Origin of the sequence: Methylobacterium sp. OAE515, assembly GCF_041806315.1 — a bacterium.
Lineage (GTDB): Bacteria > Pseudomonadota > Alphaproteobacteria > Rhizobiales > Beijerinckiaceae > Methylobacterium > Methylobacterium tardum.
The window spans coordinates 3,640,848-3,657,227 of the sequence record NZ_JBGMUV010000001.1; the positions used below are offsets into that span (position 1 = coordinate 3,640,848).

A 16,380-nucleotide genomic window follows, 5' to 3' on the forward strand; every position below is an offset into this window, starting at 1 on the left:
GGAACCATCCAGCCAGCCCGGGGCTTCCTGGGCGGGGCCGTGGGAGGATCTCCTCCCACCGCAGCCCCTAAGGAAACGCCCGCCTCCACCGGCGGCGACAAAGGACACAGCCCTTGCGCACTTCGATCATCACTGCCGCCCTGCTGGCCGCCCTCGGCAGCGCTGTCGCGCTGCCCGCCTCCGCCGCGCCGCTGGCGCCCGGCGCCGTCGCGGCGCCGTCCGACATGGTCTCGACCGTCCAGATGGACCGGATGGAGCGTCACATGATGCGGCGTCGCATGGAGCGCCGGATGATGCGCCACCGGATGGAGCGTCACGAGATGCGCCGTGAGATGCGCCACCGCATGATGCGCCGGGAAATGATGCGCCGCATGTGATCGGGGATGCGGCCGGCCGGATCACCCGGCCGGTCCGATCCGAGCCCGGCGCGGCTGATCCCGCGGCCGGGCTTTTTGTCGCATATCAGGTCTCTACTCCGCAGCAGGCTGCCGACGGCGGCTCATGGCGGATCGAACCATCTCGCCCGCTGGGCGTTTCAAGCCACCAATCGGGAGCGTCCCGGCGAAGCTGCGTCGCGCCATCGCGCGCGGACGGAGGAAGCCCGATGAGCGGGTGTTTCGCAGGATGCTCGAGGAGGGCAGACGGATGAAGGCGTTTCTGGCAGCAGCCGCGGTGAGCCTCGGTGTCCTGGGCGTGGTTGGCCCGGTCGCGGCGCAGCCGCGCCCCGACTACGACGATTACGGCTACCGCGATCGCGGCTACCGGGACCGGGACCGCGGCGATTACGAATCCCGCGATCGCGGCTATCGGGATCGGGACGATTATCGGGGCCGGGCCAATTACGGCTTCGACGAGCGCGAGTACCTGCGCTGCAACCCGGATGTCCGCCGCGCGATCGCGAACGGGCAGATGGAATCCGGCGCCGCCCATTACCGGGTCTTCGGCCGCCGCGAAGGCCGCCGCCTGAGCTGCTGACCGGCGCCGGCCTGCCAAACCCAATGATCCCGGGAGCCGCGCAGCGAAGCCCGGGATGCAGATCCTATGCTCTGGACGGCGTGCGCGGGGCTGCGTCCGCCGCAGTCGCGCCAGACCGCCCGGGCGGCATCGCGCGCGCACGGGCGGTCTGGAGCCTATGGGGGCCGGGACAGGCTGTTGTCCCCCGGGAGCCTTCGATGATCCCGCGGATCGCCAGCAGCAACGCGGCGCCCAGGATGTGTCGTCAACGGAAGAGGTTCGGCGGCACCGGCGGGCTCGCATTGAGCAAAGTCACCGTCACACGTCGGTTCGGCGCGAGATAGGGGTTGTCGGGGAAAACCGGCTCGGTATCGGCGCGTCCCGTGACCGACGCGAAATTGTCGTTGGGAACCCCGGCGCCCGACAGGATCGCGCGCACGGAGAGGGCCCGCCCGGCGGAGAGGTTCCAGGGCTCGCCGGCCCGCGCCGAGCCCGGGCGCGCGACGGCGGTGTGGCCGGTGATGGACAGGCGGTTGGGCAGCCGGCGCAGGGTGGGGGCGAGCGCCTCCAGCACGCGACGGGTGTGCTCGTAGGGATCGACAGAGCCCTCGCGGAACATGGAGCGGCCGTCCTGGTCCACGAGGGATACGTTCACGCCCTCCTTGGTCTGTTCGATCACGATGTTGCGCGACAGCTCGGCAATGTCGGGCATCGCCTGGAGCGCCTGCCGGAGGCTGGCGATGGCGCTGACGTTGGCCTGCACGTTGGCAGCCGGGCGGCTGGCATCGAGCTCGCTGGCGCGGCCCGGACTGATCGAGCGCGCTCTGTCCTCCTGCTCGACAGAGCCCCTCGCGGCGTCGCGGGGCGTGGACGACTTGTTGCCTGACGTGTCGAGGGCGGTGCCGTACAGAATTCCGCCCGCGCCGCTGGTCGCAGGGCTCAGAGCCGCCGGCGCGAAGTATTCCGCCAGACCGACCTTCTGCTCCTGCGTGGTCATGCTGATCAGCCACATCAGCAGGAAGAACGCCATCATGGCGGTCACGAAGTCCGCGTAGGCGATCTTCCAGGCACCGCCGTGGTGCGCATGACCACCCTTCTTGACCTTCTTGATGATGATCGTGGTCATCGCGTCCCTACCGGATATCGGGTCAGCTCTGGGCGGGGAGGGCGGCGGTTGCCGCCTCCACCTCGTTGAAGGTCGGGCGGACGTCGCTCATCAGAGACTTGCGGGCAAATTCCACCGACATCACCGGCGGCTGGCCGGCGATGTGGGCGAGCAGACCCGCCTTCAGGGACAGGTAGTATTTGGATTCGGCCTCGAAGAGGCTCTTGAGCGACTGCGCCATGGGCCCGAAGAAGCCATAGGCGACGAAGACGCCGAAGAAGGTGCCGACGAGCGCGCCGCCGATCAGATGTCCCAGCACCTCCGGCGGCTCCTTGATCGCCCCCATCGTCTTGATCACGCCGAGCACGGCGGCGACGATGCCGAGCGCCGGCGTTCCGTCGGCCAGCGACTGCATGGCCGAAACGACACGCTCCTGCTCCTGATGGTGCGTCTCCAGTTCCTCATCCATAAGCGCGTCGATCTCGTGGACGTTGTTGGCACCCAGCGTCACCATGCGCATGTAGTCGCAGACGAACTCGACCGCGTGATGGTTCGCGGCAAAGGTCGGGAAGGCGTTGAACAGCGACGACTCGCTCGGATTCTCGATGTGTGGCTCGAGCGCCATCGAGCCCTTCTGCTTGGCAAGTTTGTACAACGAATACTGCATCCCCAGCAGCTCGACATACGATTGCTGGTTGTATTTGGGGCCCTTCAGGAGCGTGCCCAGCATGGCGGGCACGGCCTTGAGCACCGGCCCGGTATTGCCGATGACGAAGGCGCCGATCGCCGCACCGAGGATGATGACGAACTCGAACGGCTGCCACAGGACTTCCAGGTGGCCACCCATCATCTTGTAGCTGCCGAAGACGCAGGCGAAGACGATCAATGTGCCGACGATCAGCCGCATGATTTGCCATCCTTGCGCGGCGGCAGGTCCCCCCCGCGCGAAGCCACTCACGATCAGGCAATTCACCGATTAAGGTTAACGGCGCGTTTCGAGGGCTTGCCGCAGCCGCGACCGCACTGAGGCTCACGGCTCGTCAGAGGCGTTCCCGACCGGGTGGGGACGGGGGCCATCGCCGGTTGTCCCTCACCCCAACCCTCTCCCGCATGGGAGGGGTGGCATGGCGTGTTTGTCTCGACCGGAGCCGCCGTCCTTCCGAACCGCGGCAACACGTTCGGGAATGGCCCTAGCGGGGCGCCTCCCGTGACCGCGCGCGGTCGCGCAGCAAGGTGAGGATCAGCGCCGTCCAGCCGGTCTGGTGCGAGGCACCGAGTCCCCGGCCGGTATCCCCGTCGAAGAACTCGTGGAACAGCAGGGCCTCTTCGGCGCCCGGCGCCGTGAGGCTCGGCGCCCTGTCGCCCAGGGCGGGCCGGCGGCCCTCCGGATCCCGGGCGAACAGGGCAATCAGGCGGTCCTCCAGGGCGTCGGCGATCGCGCTCAGCGTGCACTGGGACCCTGAGCCCGTCGGGTACTCCACCAGGAAGTCGTCGCCGTAATAGGTATGGAAGCGCCGAAGAGCCTCGACGATGAGGTAGTTCATCGGCATCCAGACCGGACCGCGCCAGTTCGAGTTGCCGCCGAACATGTTGGAGGTCGAGTCGGCCGGGTCGTACCGGACCGTGAACGACGCGCCCAGCTCGTTGAGCACGTAGGGCGCGTCGCGGTGGACCTTCGAGAGCGAGCGCACGCCGTAGGGCGAGAGGAACTCCGCCTCGTCGAGCATGCGCCGGAGCAGCGCCTTCATGCGGTGGCCGCGCAGCAGCGACAGGAGCTTGCGGTCCTTCACGCCGCCCTCTGTCCAGCGCGAGACCAGCCGGGCGAGGTGGGGCCGGTTCTCCAGCACCCAGTTCAGGCGCCGGGCAAAGTCCGGCAGGCGCTGCAGCACGGAGGGCTCGATCACCTCCACGGCGAAGAGCGGCACCAGCCCGACCATGGAGCGGACCCGCAGGGGCAGCATCCCGCCGCCCGGGATGTCGACCTCGTCGTAGTAGAACTCGTCGGCCTCGTCCCACAGGCCGAAGCCCTCGCCGCCCATGTCGGTCATTGCCTCGGCGATGAGCAGGAAGTGCTCGAAGAACTTCGAGGCGGTGCTCTCGTAGACGTCGTTGTGCAGGGCGAGCTCCAGGGCGATGCGCATCATGTTGAGCGCGTACATCGCCATCCAGGCGGTGCCGTCGGCCTGATGGACCACCCCGAAGCCCGGGGGCGGGCGCGAGCGGTCGAACACCCCGACATTGTCGAGCCCCAGGAAGCCGCCCTGGAAGACGTTGCGTCCCTGCGCGTCCTTCCGGTTCACCCACCAGGTGAAGTTGATCAGGAGCTTGTGGAACACGCCCTCCAGGAAGGCGATGTCGCCGCGCCCGCCGCGCCGGTCCCGGTCGATCTCGAACACCCGGTAGGCGGCCCAGGCATGGACCGGCGGGTTGGCGTCGCCGAACTCCCACTCGTAGGCCGGGAGCTGCCCGTTCGGGTGCATGTACCATTCGCGGGTCAGCAGCAGGAGCTGCTTCTTGGCGAAGCCGGGGTCGAGCAGCGCCAGCGGCAGGCAGTGGAACGCCAGGTCCCAGGCGGCGAACCACGGGTATTCCCAGGTGTCGGGCATCGACAGGACGTCGGCCGCCGCGAAGTGCTGCCACTGGCTGTTGCGGCCGCCGTCCCGCCCGCGCGGCGGCGCGGGCTGGAGCGGGTCGCCCACCAGCCAGCGCCGCACGTCGTAGCAGTAGAGCTGCTTCGACCAGATCAGCCCGGCGGCGGCCTGCCGGAAGATGGCGCGGGCATCCGGGTCCGCGATGCCGTCCTGCAATTCCTCGTAGAACGCGTCCGCCTCGGCCCGCCGCTGCCGGATCGTGGACCCGTCGCCGTCGACGGCGCGGATGCGCGCGCCCGCCGAGAGCCGCAGCCGGATCCGGGCGCTCGCCCCGGGCTCCAGCCGCAGCGCGTAGTGGAGGCCGAGCTTGGTCCCGGCATCCCGCCGCACCGCCGCGGCGTCGCCCTCGACGATCGCCGCGTGGAGCCCGTCCTTGAACGGACCGGGGGCGTCGGGCTGTCCGCCATGGCGCCGCAGGTTGGTGTCGTTCTCGCAGAACAGCAGGTCCGGCGCGCCGTCGAAGGCTAGGCGGTACGGCCCCAGCCGCTCGTGGGTGCAGACCACGCCCCCGTCGGGCGCGCGGGCGATCCGCGGACGCGCCTGCCCGGCCTGCCAGGACCACGTGTTGCGGAACCAGAGAAGCGGGACGACGTGGAGGTCAGCGGTCTCGGGGCCGCGGTTGAGCGCGGTGATCACCGCGTAGATGTCGTCGGCATCGGCCTTGGCGTATTCCACCGTGACGTCGAAGAACCGGTCGCCCGCGAAGATCCCCGTCTCGTCGATCTCGTATTCGGGCTGGTCGCGGCCGCGCGCCAGGTTCTCGCGGACCAGATCCTCGTACGGGAAGGCGCCCTGCGGATAGCGGTAGAGCATCCGGAGATAGGCGTGGCTCGGGACGGCATCGAGGTAGTGGTAGACCTCCTTCACGTCCTCGCCGTGGTTGCCCTCCTGGTTGGTCAGGCCGAACAGGCGCTCCTTGAGGATGCGGTCGCGGCCGTTCCACAGGGCCAGCGCCAGGTTGAGGCCGCCGCGCTCGTCGCAGATCCCGGCCAGCCCGTCCTCGCCCCAGCGGTAGGCGCGGGACCGGGCCTCCTCGTGCGTCAGCGCGCGCCAGGCATCGCCGTCGGAACTGTAATCCTCCCGGACCGTCCCCCATTGCCGCTCGCTGAGATACGGGCCCCAGAGGGACCACGCCCGGTCGCCCCGGCCCTGCTCGGCGATCCGGCGGCGCTCCGCCCAGGCGACGGAACCGTCCTCGGGCGGCTCCATCAGCCGCGTCCCCGGCGCGGGGATCGGGCGGGGCGCGGGCAGGGCATGTGCAAAGCGGTCATCGGTCTCGCAGGCTGCGACGGCGACGCCGGCCGGATGCATCATCGACGCCACGCCGCGCGAGGCCGGTGGCCGCACGGGACACGAACCGGAGATCAGGGTTTTGGAGTTCTATTCCGCGACCAAGATGGCGAACTCATAAATATCTTTCGGCCATAAATTATTTGTATCGTCATCAAGATGCGCGCACCTTTTCAAATTACATGGGATTGCTCCCGATTTTCATGACTTGACGAATTGGAATACCCCCCCGAACAATCAGGATACCGGCTTCATTGCTGCCGAGTCGCAGGTTGGGCCGGGTCAGATCTTGCGCGACACGTCCAGCCCGTCGCGCCGAGCACCAGGGGAGACCGATGCGAAGCCTGCGCCTTGCCGCCGTCACCGGCCTTCTGATGCTCTGCGCCGCGCAGGCCGAGGAGAAGAACGGCCCGGTGAAGATCGGGATCGCCGTCGGCATCACCGGACCGTACGCGGCCTTCGGGGCGCAGATCCGGACCGGCGCCGGGCAGGCGATCGCCGACATCAACACGGCCGGCGGGGTCGGGGGCCGGATCTTCGAGACGGTCGTCGGCGACGACGCCTCGGACCCGAAGCAGGGCGTCTCGGTGGCCAACAAGCTCGCCGGCGACGGCGTGAAGATGGTCGTGGGCGCCTTCAACTCGGGCGTGTCGATCCCGGCCTCCGACGTCTATCTCGACGCCGGCATCATCCAGGTCACCCCCGCCTCCACGAACGTGAAGTTCACCGAGCGCGGCCTGTGGAACACGTTCCGCACCTGCGGCCGCGACGACCAGCAGGGCGCGGTGGCGGGCGCCTATCTCGCCGATCACTTCAAGGACAAGAAGATCGCCGTGATCCACGACAAGTCGCCTTACGGCAAGGGCTTGGCCGAGGAGACCCTGAAGGCCCTCAAGGCCAAGGGCGGCCGGGAGGTGCTGTTCGAGGGCATCAATCCGGGCGAGAAGGACTACTCGGCCCTCGTGTCCAAGCTGAAGTCGGCGAACGCCGACGTGGTCTATTACGGCGGCTACCACACGGAGGCCGGGCTGATCCTGCGCCAGATGCGCGACCAGGGCCTCAGGGCGATCCTGGCGGGCGGGGATGGGCTCGCCCCCAAGGAGTTCGCGCAGATCGCCGGGCCGGCGGCCGAGGGCACGCTGATGACCTTCGGGCCGGACGCACGCCGGAACCCCCATGCCCAGGCCGTGGTGGCGGCCTTCAAGGCCAGGTCCATCGATCCCGACGCCTACACGCTCTACGGCTACGCGGCCGTGCAGGTGCTGGCGAAGGCGATGGCCGAGACCGGCTCGAGCGACGGCCGGACGCTCGCGGACTGGCTGCACCGGGGTCAGCCGATCGACACCGTGATCGGCCCGATCGCCTACGACAGGAAGGGCGATATCACCCGGCCCGACTACGTCATGTACGCCTGGAGGAAGGGTCCCGACGGCAAGATCGACTACGCCGGCAACGAACTCACGCGGTGAGGTCCGTCCGGCCCGCCGGGACGCGGCGGCCGCCGAGGCTCTATGCTCCGCCGCCGCTTCGCGTCAGGGAGCCTCCATGTTCGATTTCAGCCAGCTCCGGTGTTTCGCCGCCGTGGCGGAGGAGCTGCATTTCGGCCGTGCCGCCGCCCGGCTGAACATGACGCAGCCGCCCCTGTCGCGGCAGATCCAGGTTCTGGAGCGCGTCCTCGACGTGCAGCTGCTGGAACGCAACAGCCGCTCCGTCCGGCTGACGGCGGCCGGGCGCAGCTTCCTGCCCGAGGCGCAGCGCATCCTGCGGCTCGCCGAGACCGCGACCCACGTCACCCGGCAGGTGGCGGCGGGCCGCGCCGGCGTGCTCAAGCTCGGCTTCACCGCGGCCTCGGCCTACGATTTCCTGCCGCGCCTCGTCACCGCGCTCCGGCAGACGCTGCCGGACGTGACGCTCTCCCTGCGCGAGATGGTCAGCAAGGATCAGGTCGAGGAACTCCTCGCCGGCCGCATCGACGCCGCCCTGGTGCGGCCACCGGTGACGCATCCCGACCTGATCGCCGTCCGGGCGCTGGCCGAGCCGCTCGTGGTGGCGCTGCCCGCGGGCAATCCCCTGGCGCTGCGCGACCGGCTCACCCCCGGCGACCTCGGTCTGGAACCGCTCATCGCCTACGCGCCGAACGAGGCGCGCTACTTCCACGACCTCGTCCTCGGCCTGTTCACCGAGGCCGGCATCCCGCCGCGGATCGTGCAGCAGCTCACCCAGATCCACTCGATCCTGGCCCTCGTCCGCTCGGCCCTGGGGATCGCCCTCGTGCCGGCGGCGGCCGAGCGCCTGCGCTTCGAGGATGTCGTGTTCCGACCCCTCGCGCTGCCCGCGCCGCGGCCGGTCGAGCTGGTGCTGGCCTGGCGGCGCGCGGCGGACGAGCCCCTGATCGCCCAGCTGGTCTCGGTCCTGGCGGACATGCCGTCGCCGTGAATTGCGGGCCGATCGATGCATGTGCGGCATCGATCGATCCAGACTTTGGCTTTGACTGCGCTGCCGAAGGGTGCGCCTGTTGCGGTGGACGGCGCGCAGACGCCGCGACGCGCCGGCGCTCAGGAGGATTCGCGATGGACAGCCTCACCAACCGCTTCAAGGCGGCCCTCGCCGAGGGGCACCAGCAGATCGGCCTGTGGTGCAGCCTCGCGAGCCCCATCTCCACCGAGGTGGTCGCCGGGGCCGGGTTCGACTGGCTGCTCCTCGACATGGAGCACTCGGCCAACGACCTCCGGGACATCTACGCCCAGCTCCAGGCGATGATGGAAGGCGGCACCCACCCGATGGTGCGGGTGCCGAGCGACGACCCGATCACGATCAAGCGCATCCTCGACGCCGGCGCGCAGTCGCTGATGATCCCCAACATCGACGATGCCGAGCAGGCTGCCCGGGTGGTCGCGGCGACGCGCTACGCGCCCCGCGGCATCCGCGGCTTCTCGCAGGCGCCCCGCGCCGCCCGGTTCGGCCGGATCAAGGACTACCACACCCGCTGCGAGGCCGAGATCTTCGTGGCGGTGCAGGTCGAGTCCCGCCGCGCCCTCGACAATCTGGACGCGATCGCCGCCGTCGAGGGCGTGGACGGCGTGTTCATCGGGCCCGGCGACCTGTCGACCAGCCTCGGCTATCTCGGCCAGCAGGGTCATCCGGAGGTGGTCCGCACCATCGAGGCGGCGGTCGCCCGGATCGTCAAGGCCGGCAAGCAGGCCGGCATCCTCACGCCGAGCGAGGAGCTGGCCCGCCGCTACATCGCCGCCGGCACCCGCTTCACCGCGGTGGGCTCCGATATGGGGCTGCTCGCCCGCGGCTCCGAGGCGCTCGCCGCCCGCTTCCGCGCCTGAACGCCACAACCGGGATCGCTCCCCATGAACATCGGATTCATCGGCCTCGGCATCATGGGCACGCCCATGGCGGGTCACCTGATTGCGGCGGGCCACAGCCTGTTCCTCAAGAGCCGGCGCAGCGTCCCGGACGCGCTGCTGGCCGCGGGCGGCACGGCCTGCGCCACCGCCGCCGAGGTCGCGAAGCGATCCGACACGATCATCCTGATGCTGCCCGACACCCCGGACGTCGAGCAGGTGCTGTTCGGCGCCGGGGGCGTCGCCGAGGGCCTCAGCCCGGGCAAAACCGTCATCGACATGAGCTCGATCGCGCCGCTCGCCACCAAGGATTTCGCCGTCCGGGTCGCCGCGCGGGGCGGTGCCTATCTCGACGCGCCGGTCTCGGGCGGCGAGGTCGGGGCGAAGAACGCCGCGCTGTCGATCATGGTCGGCGGCGAGCCGGAGGATTTCGAGCGCGCCCGGCCGCTCTTCGAGGCGATGGGCAAGACCGTGACCCATGTCGGCCCGGTCGGGTCCGGACAGGTGGCCAAGGTCGCCAACCAGATCATCGTCGCCCTGACCATCGAGGCGGTGGCCGAGGGGCTGCTGTTCGCCTCGAAGGCCGGCGCGGATCCCGCCAAGGTGCGGCAGGCGATCACCGGCGGCCTCGCCACGTCGCGGATCCTGGAGCTGCACGGCGAGCGGATGATCAAGCGGACCTTCGACCCGGGCTTCCGCATCGGCCTGCACCAGAAGGACCTCAACCTCGCCCTGGACAATGCTCGGACGCTCGGCCTCAGCCTGCCCGCGACGGCGCTGGCCCAGCAGCTGTTCTCGGCCTGCGTGGCCCAGGGCGGCGCAGCCTGGGATCATTCGGCCATGGTGAAGGCCCTGGAGGCCCTGGCGAACCACGCGGTCGGCGACGCCTCCTGAGCGCGCGCCGGACCACGACACGGACCCCGAACGGGAGCGTCACGAAGGAGCATCCGATGCAGGCCGAGATCGAAGCCCCGACCCGCCCGCGCCAGAACGGCGCGAAGGCCGGAGACGTCCCGCGCACGATCCGCCTGAGCGCGCGCGACAACGTCGCGATCGTGGTCAACGCCTTCGGGCTGCCGGCCGGCACGGTGTTCCCGGACGGGCTGGAACTCGTCGAGTTCGTGCCGCAGGGCCACAAGGTCGCGCTCACCGACATCCCGGAGGGCGGCGAGGTCCGCCGCTATGGCGAGGTGGTGGGCATCGCGACGCAACCGATCCCGCGGGGCGCCTGGGTGGAGGAATCCCGCGTCGCGACGCCGCTCGCCCCCGCCCTCGACGCCCTGGAGATGGCCACCCGCGTGCCGGCCCCTCTGCCGCCGCTCGAAGGCTACTCCTTCGAGGGCTACCGCAACCCGGACGGGTCGGTGGGCACCAAGAACATCCTGGCGATCTCGATCAGCGTGCAATGCGTCGCCGGCACCCTCGACGTGGCGATCCGGCGGATCAAGCAGGAGCTGCTGCCGCGCTATCCCAACGTTGACGACGTGGTCGGCCTGACCCACGCCTATGGCTGCGGCGTCGCCATCAACGCCCCCGAGGCGGTGGTGCCGATCCGGACGCTCCAGAGCCTCGCGCAGAACCCGAATTTCGGCGGCGAGGTCATGGTCGTCGGCCTCGGCTGCGAGAAGCTGGTCTCGGAGCGGCTCCTGCCCGACAACGGCGCGGCGGGCGACGGGGTGGTGCGGCTGCAGGACGAGCGCCACCACGGCTTCTCGGCCATGATCGACAGCATCCTGTCGATGGCGGAGGCCCGCCTGGAGGTGCTGAACCGCCGGACGCGCGAGACCTGCCCGGCCTCCGAGCTGGTGGTCGGCCTGCAATGCGGCGGCAGCGACGCCTTCTCGGGCGTCACCGCCAACCCGGCGCTCGGCTTCGCGGCCGATCTGCTGGTCCGCTGCGGCGCTACGGTGATGTTCTCGGAAGTGACCGAGGTGCGCGACGCGATCCATCTCCTGACCCCCCGGGCGAAGAGCCCGGAGGTCGCCGAGGCGCTGATCCGCGAGATGGCGTGGTACGACGCCTATCTGGCCAAGGGCGAGGCCGACCGCCGGGCGAACCCCTCGCCGGGCAACAAGAAGGGCGGCCTCAACAACATCGTCGAGAAGGCCCTGGGCTCAGTGGCAAAGTCCGGCACCGGCGCCATTTCCGGCGTGCTGGCCCCTGGCGAGCGCGTGCGCGAAAAAGGCCTGATCTTCGCCGCGACCCCGGCGAGCGACTTTGTCTGCGGCACGCTGCAGCTCGCCTCGGGAATCACCTTGCAGGTCTTCTCCACCGGCCGCGGCACGCCCTACGGACTCGCCCAGGCGCCGGTGATTAAGGTCGCCACCCGGACCGAGCTCGCCGAGCGCTGGTCCGACCTGATCGACCTCGATGCCGGCCGCATCGCCACCGGCGAGGCCACGATCGAGGAGGTCGGCTGGGAGCTGTTCCACCTGATCCTGGACGTGGCGAGCGGGCGCAAGCGCCCCTGGTCGGATCAGTGGGGGCTGTTCAACGATCTGACGCTGTTCAATCCCGCGCCGATCACCTGAGCCGGCTTCCGGTCGCGGTCTTCGGACGCAGCAGCCCTGTCCGTGCTCACCCGCGCAGCGCGGTGGCCCGGGGCGCGTGAGCCCGTCGGCGAAGCCGTCGACGGGAAACGCCACGTGCGGTCCTCACCCCACCGGCGCCCCGCGCCGTCAATCCGGGGCGCCGCAGGCGTGCTCGGTCCCGAAGGGCACGCCGGAGGCGGACAATCCGGAACTACCGCGCGGCCAGCACCTGACGCGCCGGCGGGTCCGGATCCCGGGTTCCGCTGCGCGGCCCCGGGATGACGCGGCGGGCTGCGGCCGCCGTCGCGACGCTTGCCGGCGGGTCCGCATGCTATCGGCGCGACGCCACCGCATCCCGGAGGCCCGGCGTTATCACAACCTATGTCAGTGCGGCCTAAATACGCAGCATAATGCAACTTATAACGATCGAACTTCCCTATAACTACTTATTACCTTTGCCGATGTAATCCGCTTTCTACCGCCGAACTTCCCGGTGCGCGGTCCCTTATAGCCTCCACGACCCTTTCCGTGCACGCCCGCATGGCCGCCCAGCTCCGGGACCGCCATGCGCTGCCGCGCCTCCCATCGGATTTCATCGGCCCATCATGACCCTGCGCATCGGCACGCGTCTCCAGATGATCACCGCGACGGCCCTGCTCGGCATGGCGCTGCTGATCGGGCTCGCGGCCTGGGACCTGTCCCGGGTGATCGGCGACGCGCGCGCGGCGCAGACCCGCACGCTGGTCGAGGCGGCACACGGGGTGCTGGCCTATTTCGAGGGGGAGGAGCGGGCGGGGCGGATGAGCCGCGCCGCCGCCCAGGCCGGGGCCGTCGCGGAGATCCGCGGCCTGCACTACGCCGGGAACGAGTATTTCTGGATCCAGGACATGCATCCGCGCATGGTCATGCATCCGAAGGCCGAGCTGATCGGCCAGGATATCGGCGGCCTCGCGGACCCGACCGGCAAGCACCTGTTCGTCGACATGGTCGATCAGGTCCGCCGCGACGGTGCGGGCTTCGTCCCTTACATGTGGCCGAAGCCCGGCCTGGATCAGCCCGTGGCCAAGATCTCCTACGTGAAGGGCTTCGTGCCCTGGGGCTGGATCATCGGCACCGGCATCTACGCGGACGATACCGCCGCCCAGGTGCAGCCGGCGCTCCAGCGCCTGCTCGCCGGAGCCGCTCTCGCCGCGCTCCTGATCGCCGGGCTGGCGACGCTGATCGGACGCGGCGTCACCCGGCCGATCCGGGCGCTGACCGACACGATGGACGGCCTCGCCGCGGGCGATCTCGGCCGCGACGTGCCCCGCTCCGGAACCGCCGAAGAGGTCGGCCGGATGGCCGCCGCCGTCCAGGTGTTCAAGGAGAACCTGATCCGGACGCGGCAGCTGGAGGCGGAGACCGCGCAGGCGCGGCTGGCCGCGGAGGAGCAGCGCAAGGCCGGGATGCGCGAGATGGCCGACCGGTTCGAGGCTGCGGTCGGCGGCATCGTCGGCCAGGTCTCGGCCTCGGCCACCGAGCTGCAGGCCACGGCGGGTGCGATGTCGGCGCTCGCCGGCCAGACCTCGGCCCAGTCCGGCACGGTCGCGGCCGCCGCGGAAGAGGCCGCCAGCAACGTCAACACGGTCGCGGCGGCGACCGAGGAACTCGGCTCCTCCGTGCAGGAGATTGGCCGGCAGGTGCAGGGCTCGTCGGAACTTGCCCGGGTCGCGGCGGCGGAAGCCGACCAGACCGGCGCGCTGGTGCAGGAGCTGAACACCGCCGTGGCCAAGATCGGCGACGTGGTCGGGCTGATCGCCTCGATCGCCGGCCAGACCAACCTGCTGGCGCTCAACGCCACGATCGAGGCGGCGCGCGCGGGTGCGGCGGGCCGGGGCTTTGCGGTGGTGGCCTCCGAGGTGAAGGCGCTGGCCGAGCAGACCGCGCGGGCGACCGGCGAGATCTCGGGGCAGATCGCGCGCATCCAGGGGGTGACGGGTCAGGCGGTGGGGGCGATCGGGGCGATCACGAGCCGGATCCGGGAGATCAACGGGGTGGCGGCGGGCATCGCGGCGGCGGTGGAGGAGCAGGGCGCGGCCACGCAGGAGATCGTGCGCAACGTCACGCAGGCGGCGGCCGGCACCGGCGCGGTGACCGGGACCATCGCGGGCGTGGCGGGCGCGGCGGAGGAGACCGGGGCGGCGGCGAGCCAGGTGCTCGGCGCGGCCTCCGAGCTGTCGCGCCAGTCCGAGCACCTCGCCGCCGAGGTCGGGCGTTTCCTCGGCACCGTCCGCGCCGCCTGAGGCAGCCTTCGATCCGAAGCGTTTGACGGCCGGTCGGCCCCGAAACGACCGGCCGTCATCCCGGATGCTCGGATCCAGACATGCCGATGCGTCGAGACCTCGCACAGAGCAAGCACTTCCGCAGAGGCAGGGCACGGACTCGGAGTTTGTCTGCTGCGGCCAGAGACGAAGGCATGGATCAATGCTTGCGGATATCGATCCGTCAGGAGATTGAACTTCTAACCTGATCTTGCCGGCCGCTCAGGCTCTTGCGTCGAAAGCCAAGCGTGTCCGACTTTCCCGACGGCGAGCCGACGCGATTCTTGAGTCGTCTCGCCGAGGGGCTCCGTTCATGGCTACAGCACTGCGTTCCTGCCGCCGCGTCGCGCGCGCGGCCCTGGCATTCCTGATCCTCGGCCCGCTCACGGCGGGCGGCGTTCGGGCCGCCGACCGGTCGGTCACCTTCGCTCACCAGGACATGGTCATCCCGTTCCGGGCCTTGATGGCCTCGGGAGTTCTCGAGAAGGCCACCGGCTACACGGTGAACTGGCGCAAGTTCGGCGGCGGCGGCGACGTGATCCGCGCCATGGCCTCGGGCAATGTCCAGATCGGGGAGGCGGGATCGAGCCCGATCGCCGCGGCCGCCTCCCAGGGGCTCGACATCCAGCTGTTCTGGATCCTCGACGAGATCGCCGATGCCGAGCAGCTCGTGGCGCGCAGCGGCGTGGCCAGCGTGGCCGACCTGCGCGGCAAGACGATCGCGGTGCCCTTCGTGTCGACGTCGCACTACCAGCTGATCGCCGCGCTGGCGGAGGCCGGGCTTACCCAGGCCGACGTCCGGATCCTGAACATGCGCCCGCCCGAGATCGCCGCCGCCTGGGAGCGGGGCGACATCGACGCCACCTTCATCTGGGATCCCGTGCTGGCCCGGGTAAAGAAATCCGGCACCGTGGTGGTCTCGGCGGGCGACCTCGCCCGCAGGGGCAAGGCCACCTTCGACGGCTTGGTCGTCGACCGGGCCTGGGCGGCCCAGAACCGGGATTTCCTGGTCACCCTGGTGAAGCTGATTGCCGCCCAGGACGCCGCCTACGCCGCCAAACCCTGGGCCGCCGACGCGCCGGAGGTGGCGGCCATCGCCCGGATCACCGGCTCGGCGCCAGCGGAGGTGCCGGCGAGCCTCGCGGCCTACCGTTTCCCGACCCTGGAGGCCCAGGCCTCCCCGGCGTGGCTCAGCGGCGGCGCCACCAAGGCCCTGACAGAGACCGCGGAATTCCTGAAGGCTCAAGGCCGCGTCCAGGCGCTCGCGCCGGATTACGGTCGGCACGTCACCGGGGAGTACGTGGACGCGGCCCGGAAATAGCCCGCCTCCGGACCGGAGTGGCTCATGATCGAGATCCGCAACCTCAGCGTCCGCTACGGGGCAGGGCCTTCCGCGGTCGACGCCCTCGCGCAGATCGACCTGACGATCCGGCCGGGGGAATTCGTGGTTGCGCTCGGCGCGTCGGGCTGCGGCAAGACCACGCTGCTCTCGGCCATCGCGGGATTCCTCGAACCCACGCAGGGCCGGATCCTCCTCGACGGCGTGCCGATCCGGGGGCCGGGGGCCGACCGGGGCGTGGTGTTCCAGTGCCACGCCCTGATGCCCTGGCTGGACGTCGCCGAGAACGTGGCGTTCGGACCTAGGATGCGGGGCGCTCCCCGGGCGGAGCGGCGCCGTATCGCCCGGGCGATGCTCGACCTCGTGGGCCTGCCCGACTGCGCCGACCGGAAGGTCTACGAACTCTCCGGGGGCATGCAGCAGCGGGTCGGCCTCGCCCGGGCGCTCGCCAGCGACCCGCGCGTCCTGCTGATGGACGAGCCCCTCGGGGCGCTCGACGCCTTCACCCGCGAGCAGGTCCAGGAGCTGATCCTCCAGATCTGGCACCGGACCGGCAAGATGGCCTTCTTCATCACGCACGACGTCGAGGAGGCGGTGTTCCTCGCGACCCGGCTGGTGATCATGAGCCCGCGTCCCGGCCCGCATCGTCGAGACGCTGGAGCTGCCCTTCTCGCGCGCGGTGGTGGGCGGCCGCGACACCCGGGCCGTGAAGTCGGATCCCGCCTTCATCGCCATGCGCGAGCGCGTGCTCGGGCGCATCCACCGCCGCGCCGACGCGCCGCCCGGAGAGGGCCGATGACCGGGCGGCCCCCGGACGCGACGGCCCCGGCGGATCCGGCGCGACGCCGCGATAGTGC

12 protein-coding genes and 1 pseudogene are annotated in these 16,380 nt (G+C 70.4%); 10 read left to right on the forward strand and 3 right to left on the reverse strand.

Translation table 11 applies throughout. The features are described from left to right. Positions 1-113: 113 nt before the first annotated feature. Both ABIE45_RS17750 and ABIE45_RS17755 read left to right on the forward strand, forming a co-directional pair. The gene (locus ABIE45_RS17750) at positions 114-377 is read left to right on the forward strand and encodes a hypothetical protein (RefSeq protein ID WP_192710081.1); all 264 of its coding nucleotides are present in this window, start codon (positions 114-116) and stop codon (positions 375-377) included. Positions 378-645: 268 nt separating this feature from the next. Beyond that, a complete protein-coding gene (locus tag ABIE45_RS17755) occupies positions 646-975 on the forward strand; it encodes a hypothetical protein (protein WP_192710082.1) in 330 nt (109 codons plus the stop codon). A 244-nt stretch (positions 976-1,219) separates the two neighbouring features. Here the strand turns inward: ABIE45_RS17755 and ABIE45_RS17760 are convergent, their stop codons facing one another. The 3 genes from ABIE45_RS17760 to ABIE45_RS17770 all read right to left on the reverse strand — a co-directional run bounded on the left by ABIE45_RS17760 (position 1,220) and on the right by ABIE45_RS17770 (position 5,919). Continuing rightward, entirely contained in the window at positions 1,220-2,080 is an 861-nt protein-coding gene (locus ABIE45_RS17760) for a flagellar motor protein MotB (RefSeq protein WP_192710083.1), read from the reverse strand. 22 nt (positions 2,081-2,102) lie between these two features. Next, positions 2,103-2,966, reverse strand: a complete 864-nt coding sequence (gene motA / locus ABIE45_RS17765) for a flagellar motor stator protein MotA (RefSeq protein WP_192710084.1) — start codon at positions 2,964-2,966, stop codon at positions 2,103-2,105. 283 nt (positions 2,967-3,249) lie between these two features. Further along, positions 3,250-5,919: a glucosidase gene (locus ABIE45_RS17770; RefSeq protein ID WP_192710107.1), complete on the reverse strand. Its 2,670-nt coding sequence runs from the start codon at positions 5,917-5,919 to the stop codon at positions 3,250-3,252. A 416-nt stretch (positions 5,920-6,335) separates the two neighbouring features. Between ABIE45_RS17770 and ABIE45_RS17775 the strand changes: the two genes are divergently transcribed. The 8 genes and pseudogenes from ABIE45_RS17775 to ABIE45_RS17810 all read left to right on the forward strand — a co-directional run bounded on the left by ABIE45_RS17775 (position 6,336) and on the right by ABIE45_RS17810 (position 16,322). After that, complete coding sequence (locus ABIE45_RS17775; protein ID WP_192710085.1) at positions 6,336-7,469, forward strand: branched-chain amino acid ABC transporter substrate-binding protein; 1,134 nt, start codon at positions 6,336-6,338, stop codon at positions 7,467-7,469. Positions 7,470-7,545: 76 nt separating this feature from the next. After that, positions 7,546-8,436 (forward strand): LysR substrate-binding domain-containing protein, encoded by an 891-nt coding sequence (locus tag ABIE45_RS17780; RefSeq protein ID WP_192710086.1) that lies wholly within the window; start codon positions 7,546-7,548, stop codon positions 8,434-8,436. Between the two features lie 134 nt (positions 8,437-8,570). Then, positions 8,571-9,335: an HpcH/HpaI aldolase/citrate lyase family protein gene (locus ABIE45_RS17785; RefSeq protein ID WP_192710087.1), complete on the forward strand. Its 765-nt coding sequence runs from the start codon at positions 8,571-8,573 to the stop codon at positions 9,333-9,335. Positions 9,336-9,359: 24 nt separating this feature from the next. Further along, on the forward strand, positions 9,360-10,247 hold the full coding sequence (locus tag ABIE45_RS17790) for a 2-hydroxy-3-oxopropionate reductase (protein WP_192710088.1): 888 nt from the start codon (positions 9,360-9,362) through the stop codon (positions 10,245-10,247). A gap of 56 nt (positions 10,248-10,303) precedes the next feature. Beyond that, complete coding sequence (garD, locus tag ABIE45_RS17795) at positions 10,304-11,884, forward strand: galactarate dehydratase (RefSeq protein WP_192710089.1); 1,581 nt, start codon at positions 10,304-10,306, stop codon at positions 11,882-11,884. Positions 11,885-12,489: 605 nt separating this feature from the next. Beyond that, positions 12,490-14,166, forward strand: a complete 1,677-nt coding sequence (locus tag ABIE45_RS17800; protein WP_192710090.1) for a methyl-accepting chemotaxis protein — start codon at positions 12,490-12,492, stop codon at positions 14,164-14,166. Positions 14,167-14,497: 331 nt separating this feature from the next. Further along, positions 14,498-15,505 (forward strand): taurine ABC transporter substrate-binding protein, encoded by a 1,008-nt coding sequence (gene tauA / locus ABIE45_RS17805; RefSeq protein ID WP_192710091.1) that lies wholly within the window; start codon positions 14,498-14,500, stop codon positions 15,503-15,505. Between the two features lie 24 nt (positions 15,506-15,529). Continuing rightward, a pseudogene (locus ABIE45_RS17810) lies at positions 15,530-16,322 on the forward strand (taurine ABC transporter ATP-binding protein). Positions 16,323-16,380 lie beyond the last annotated feature (58 nt).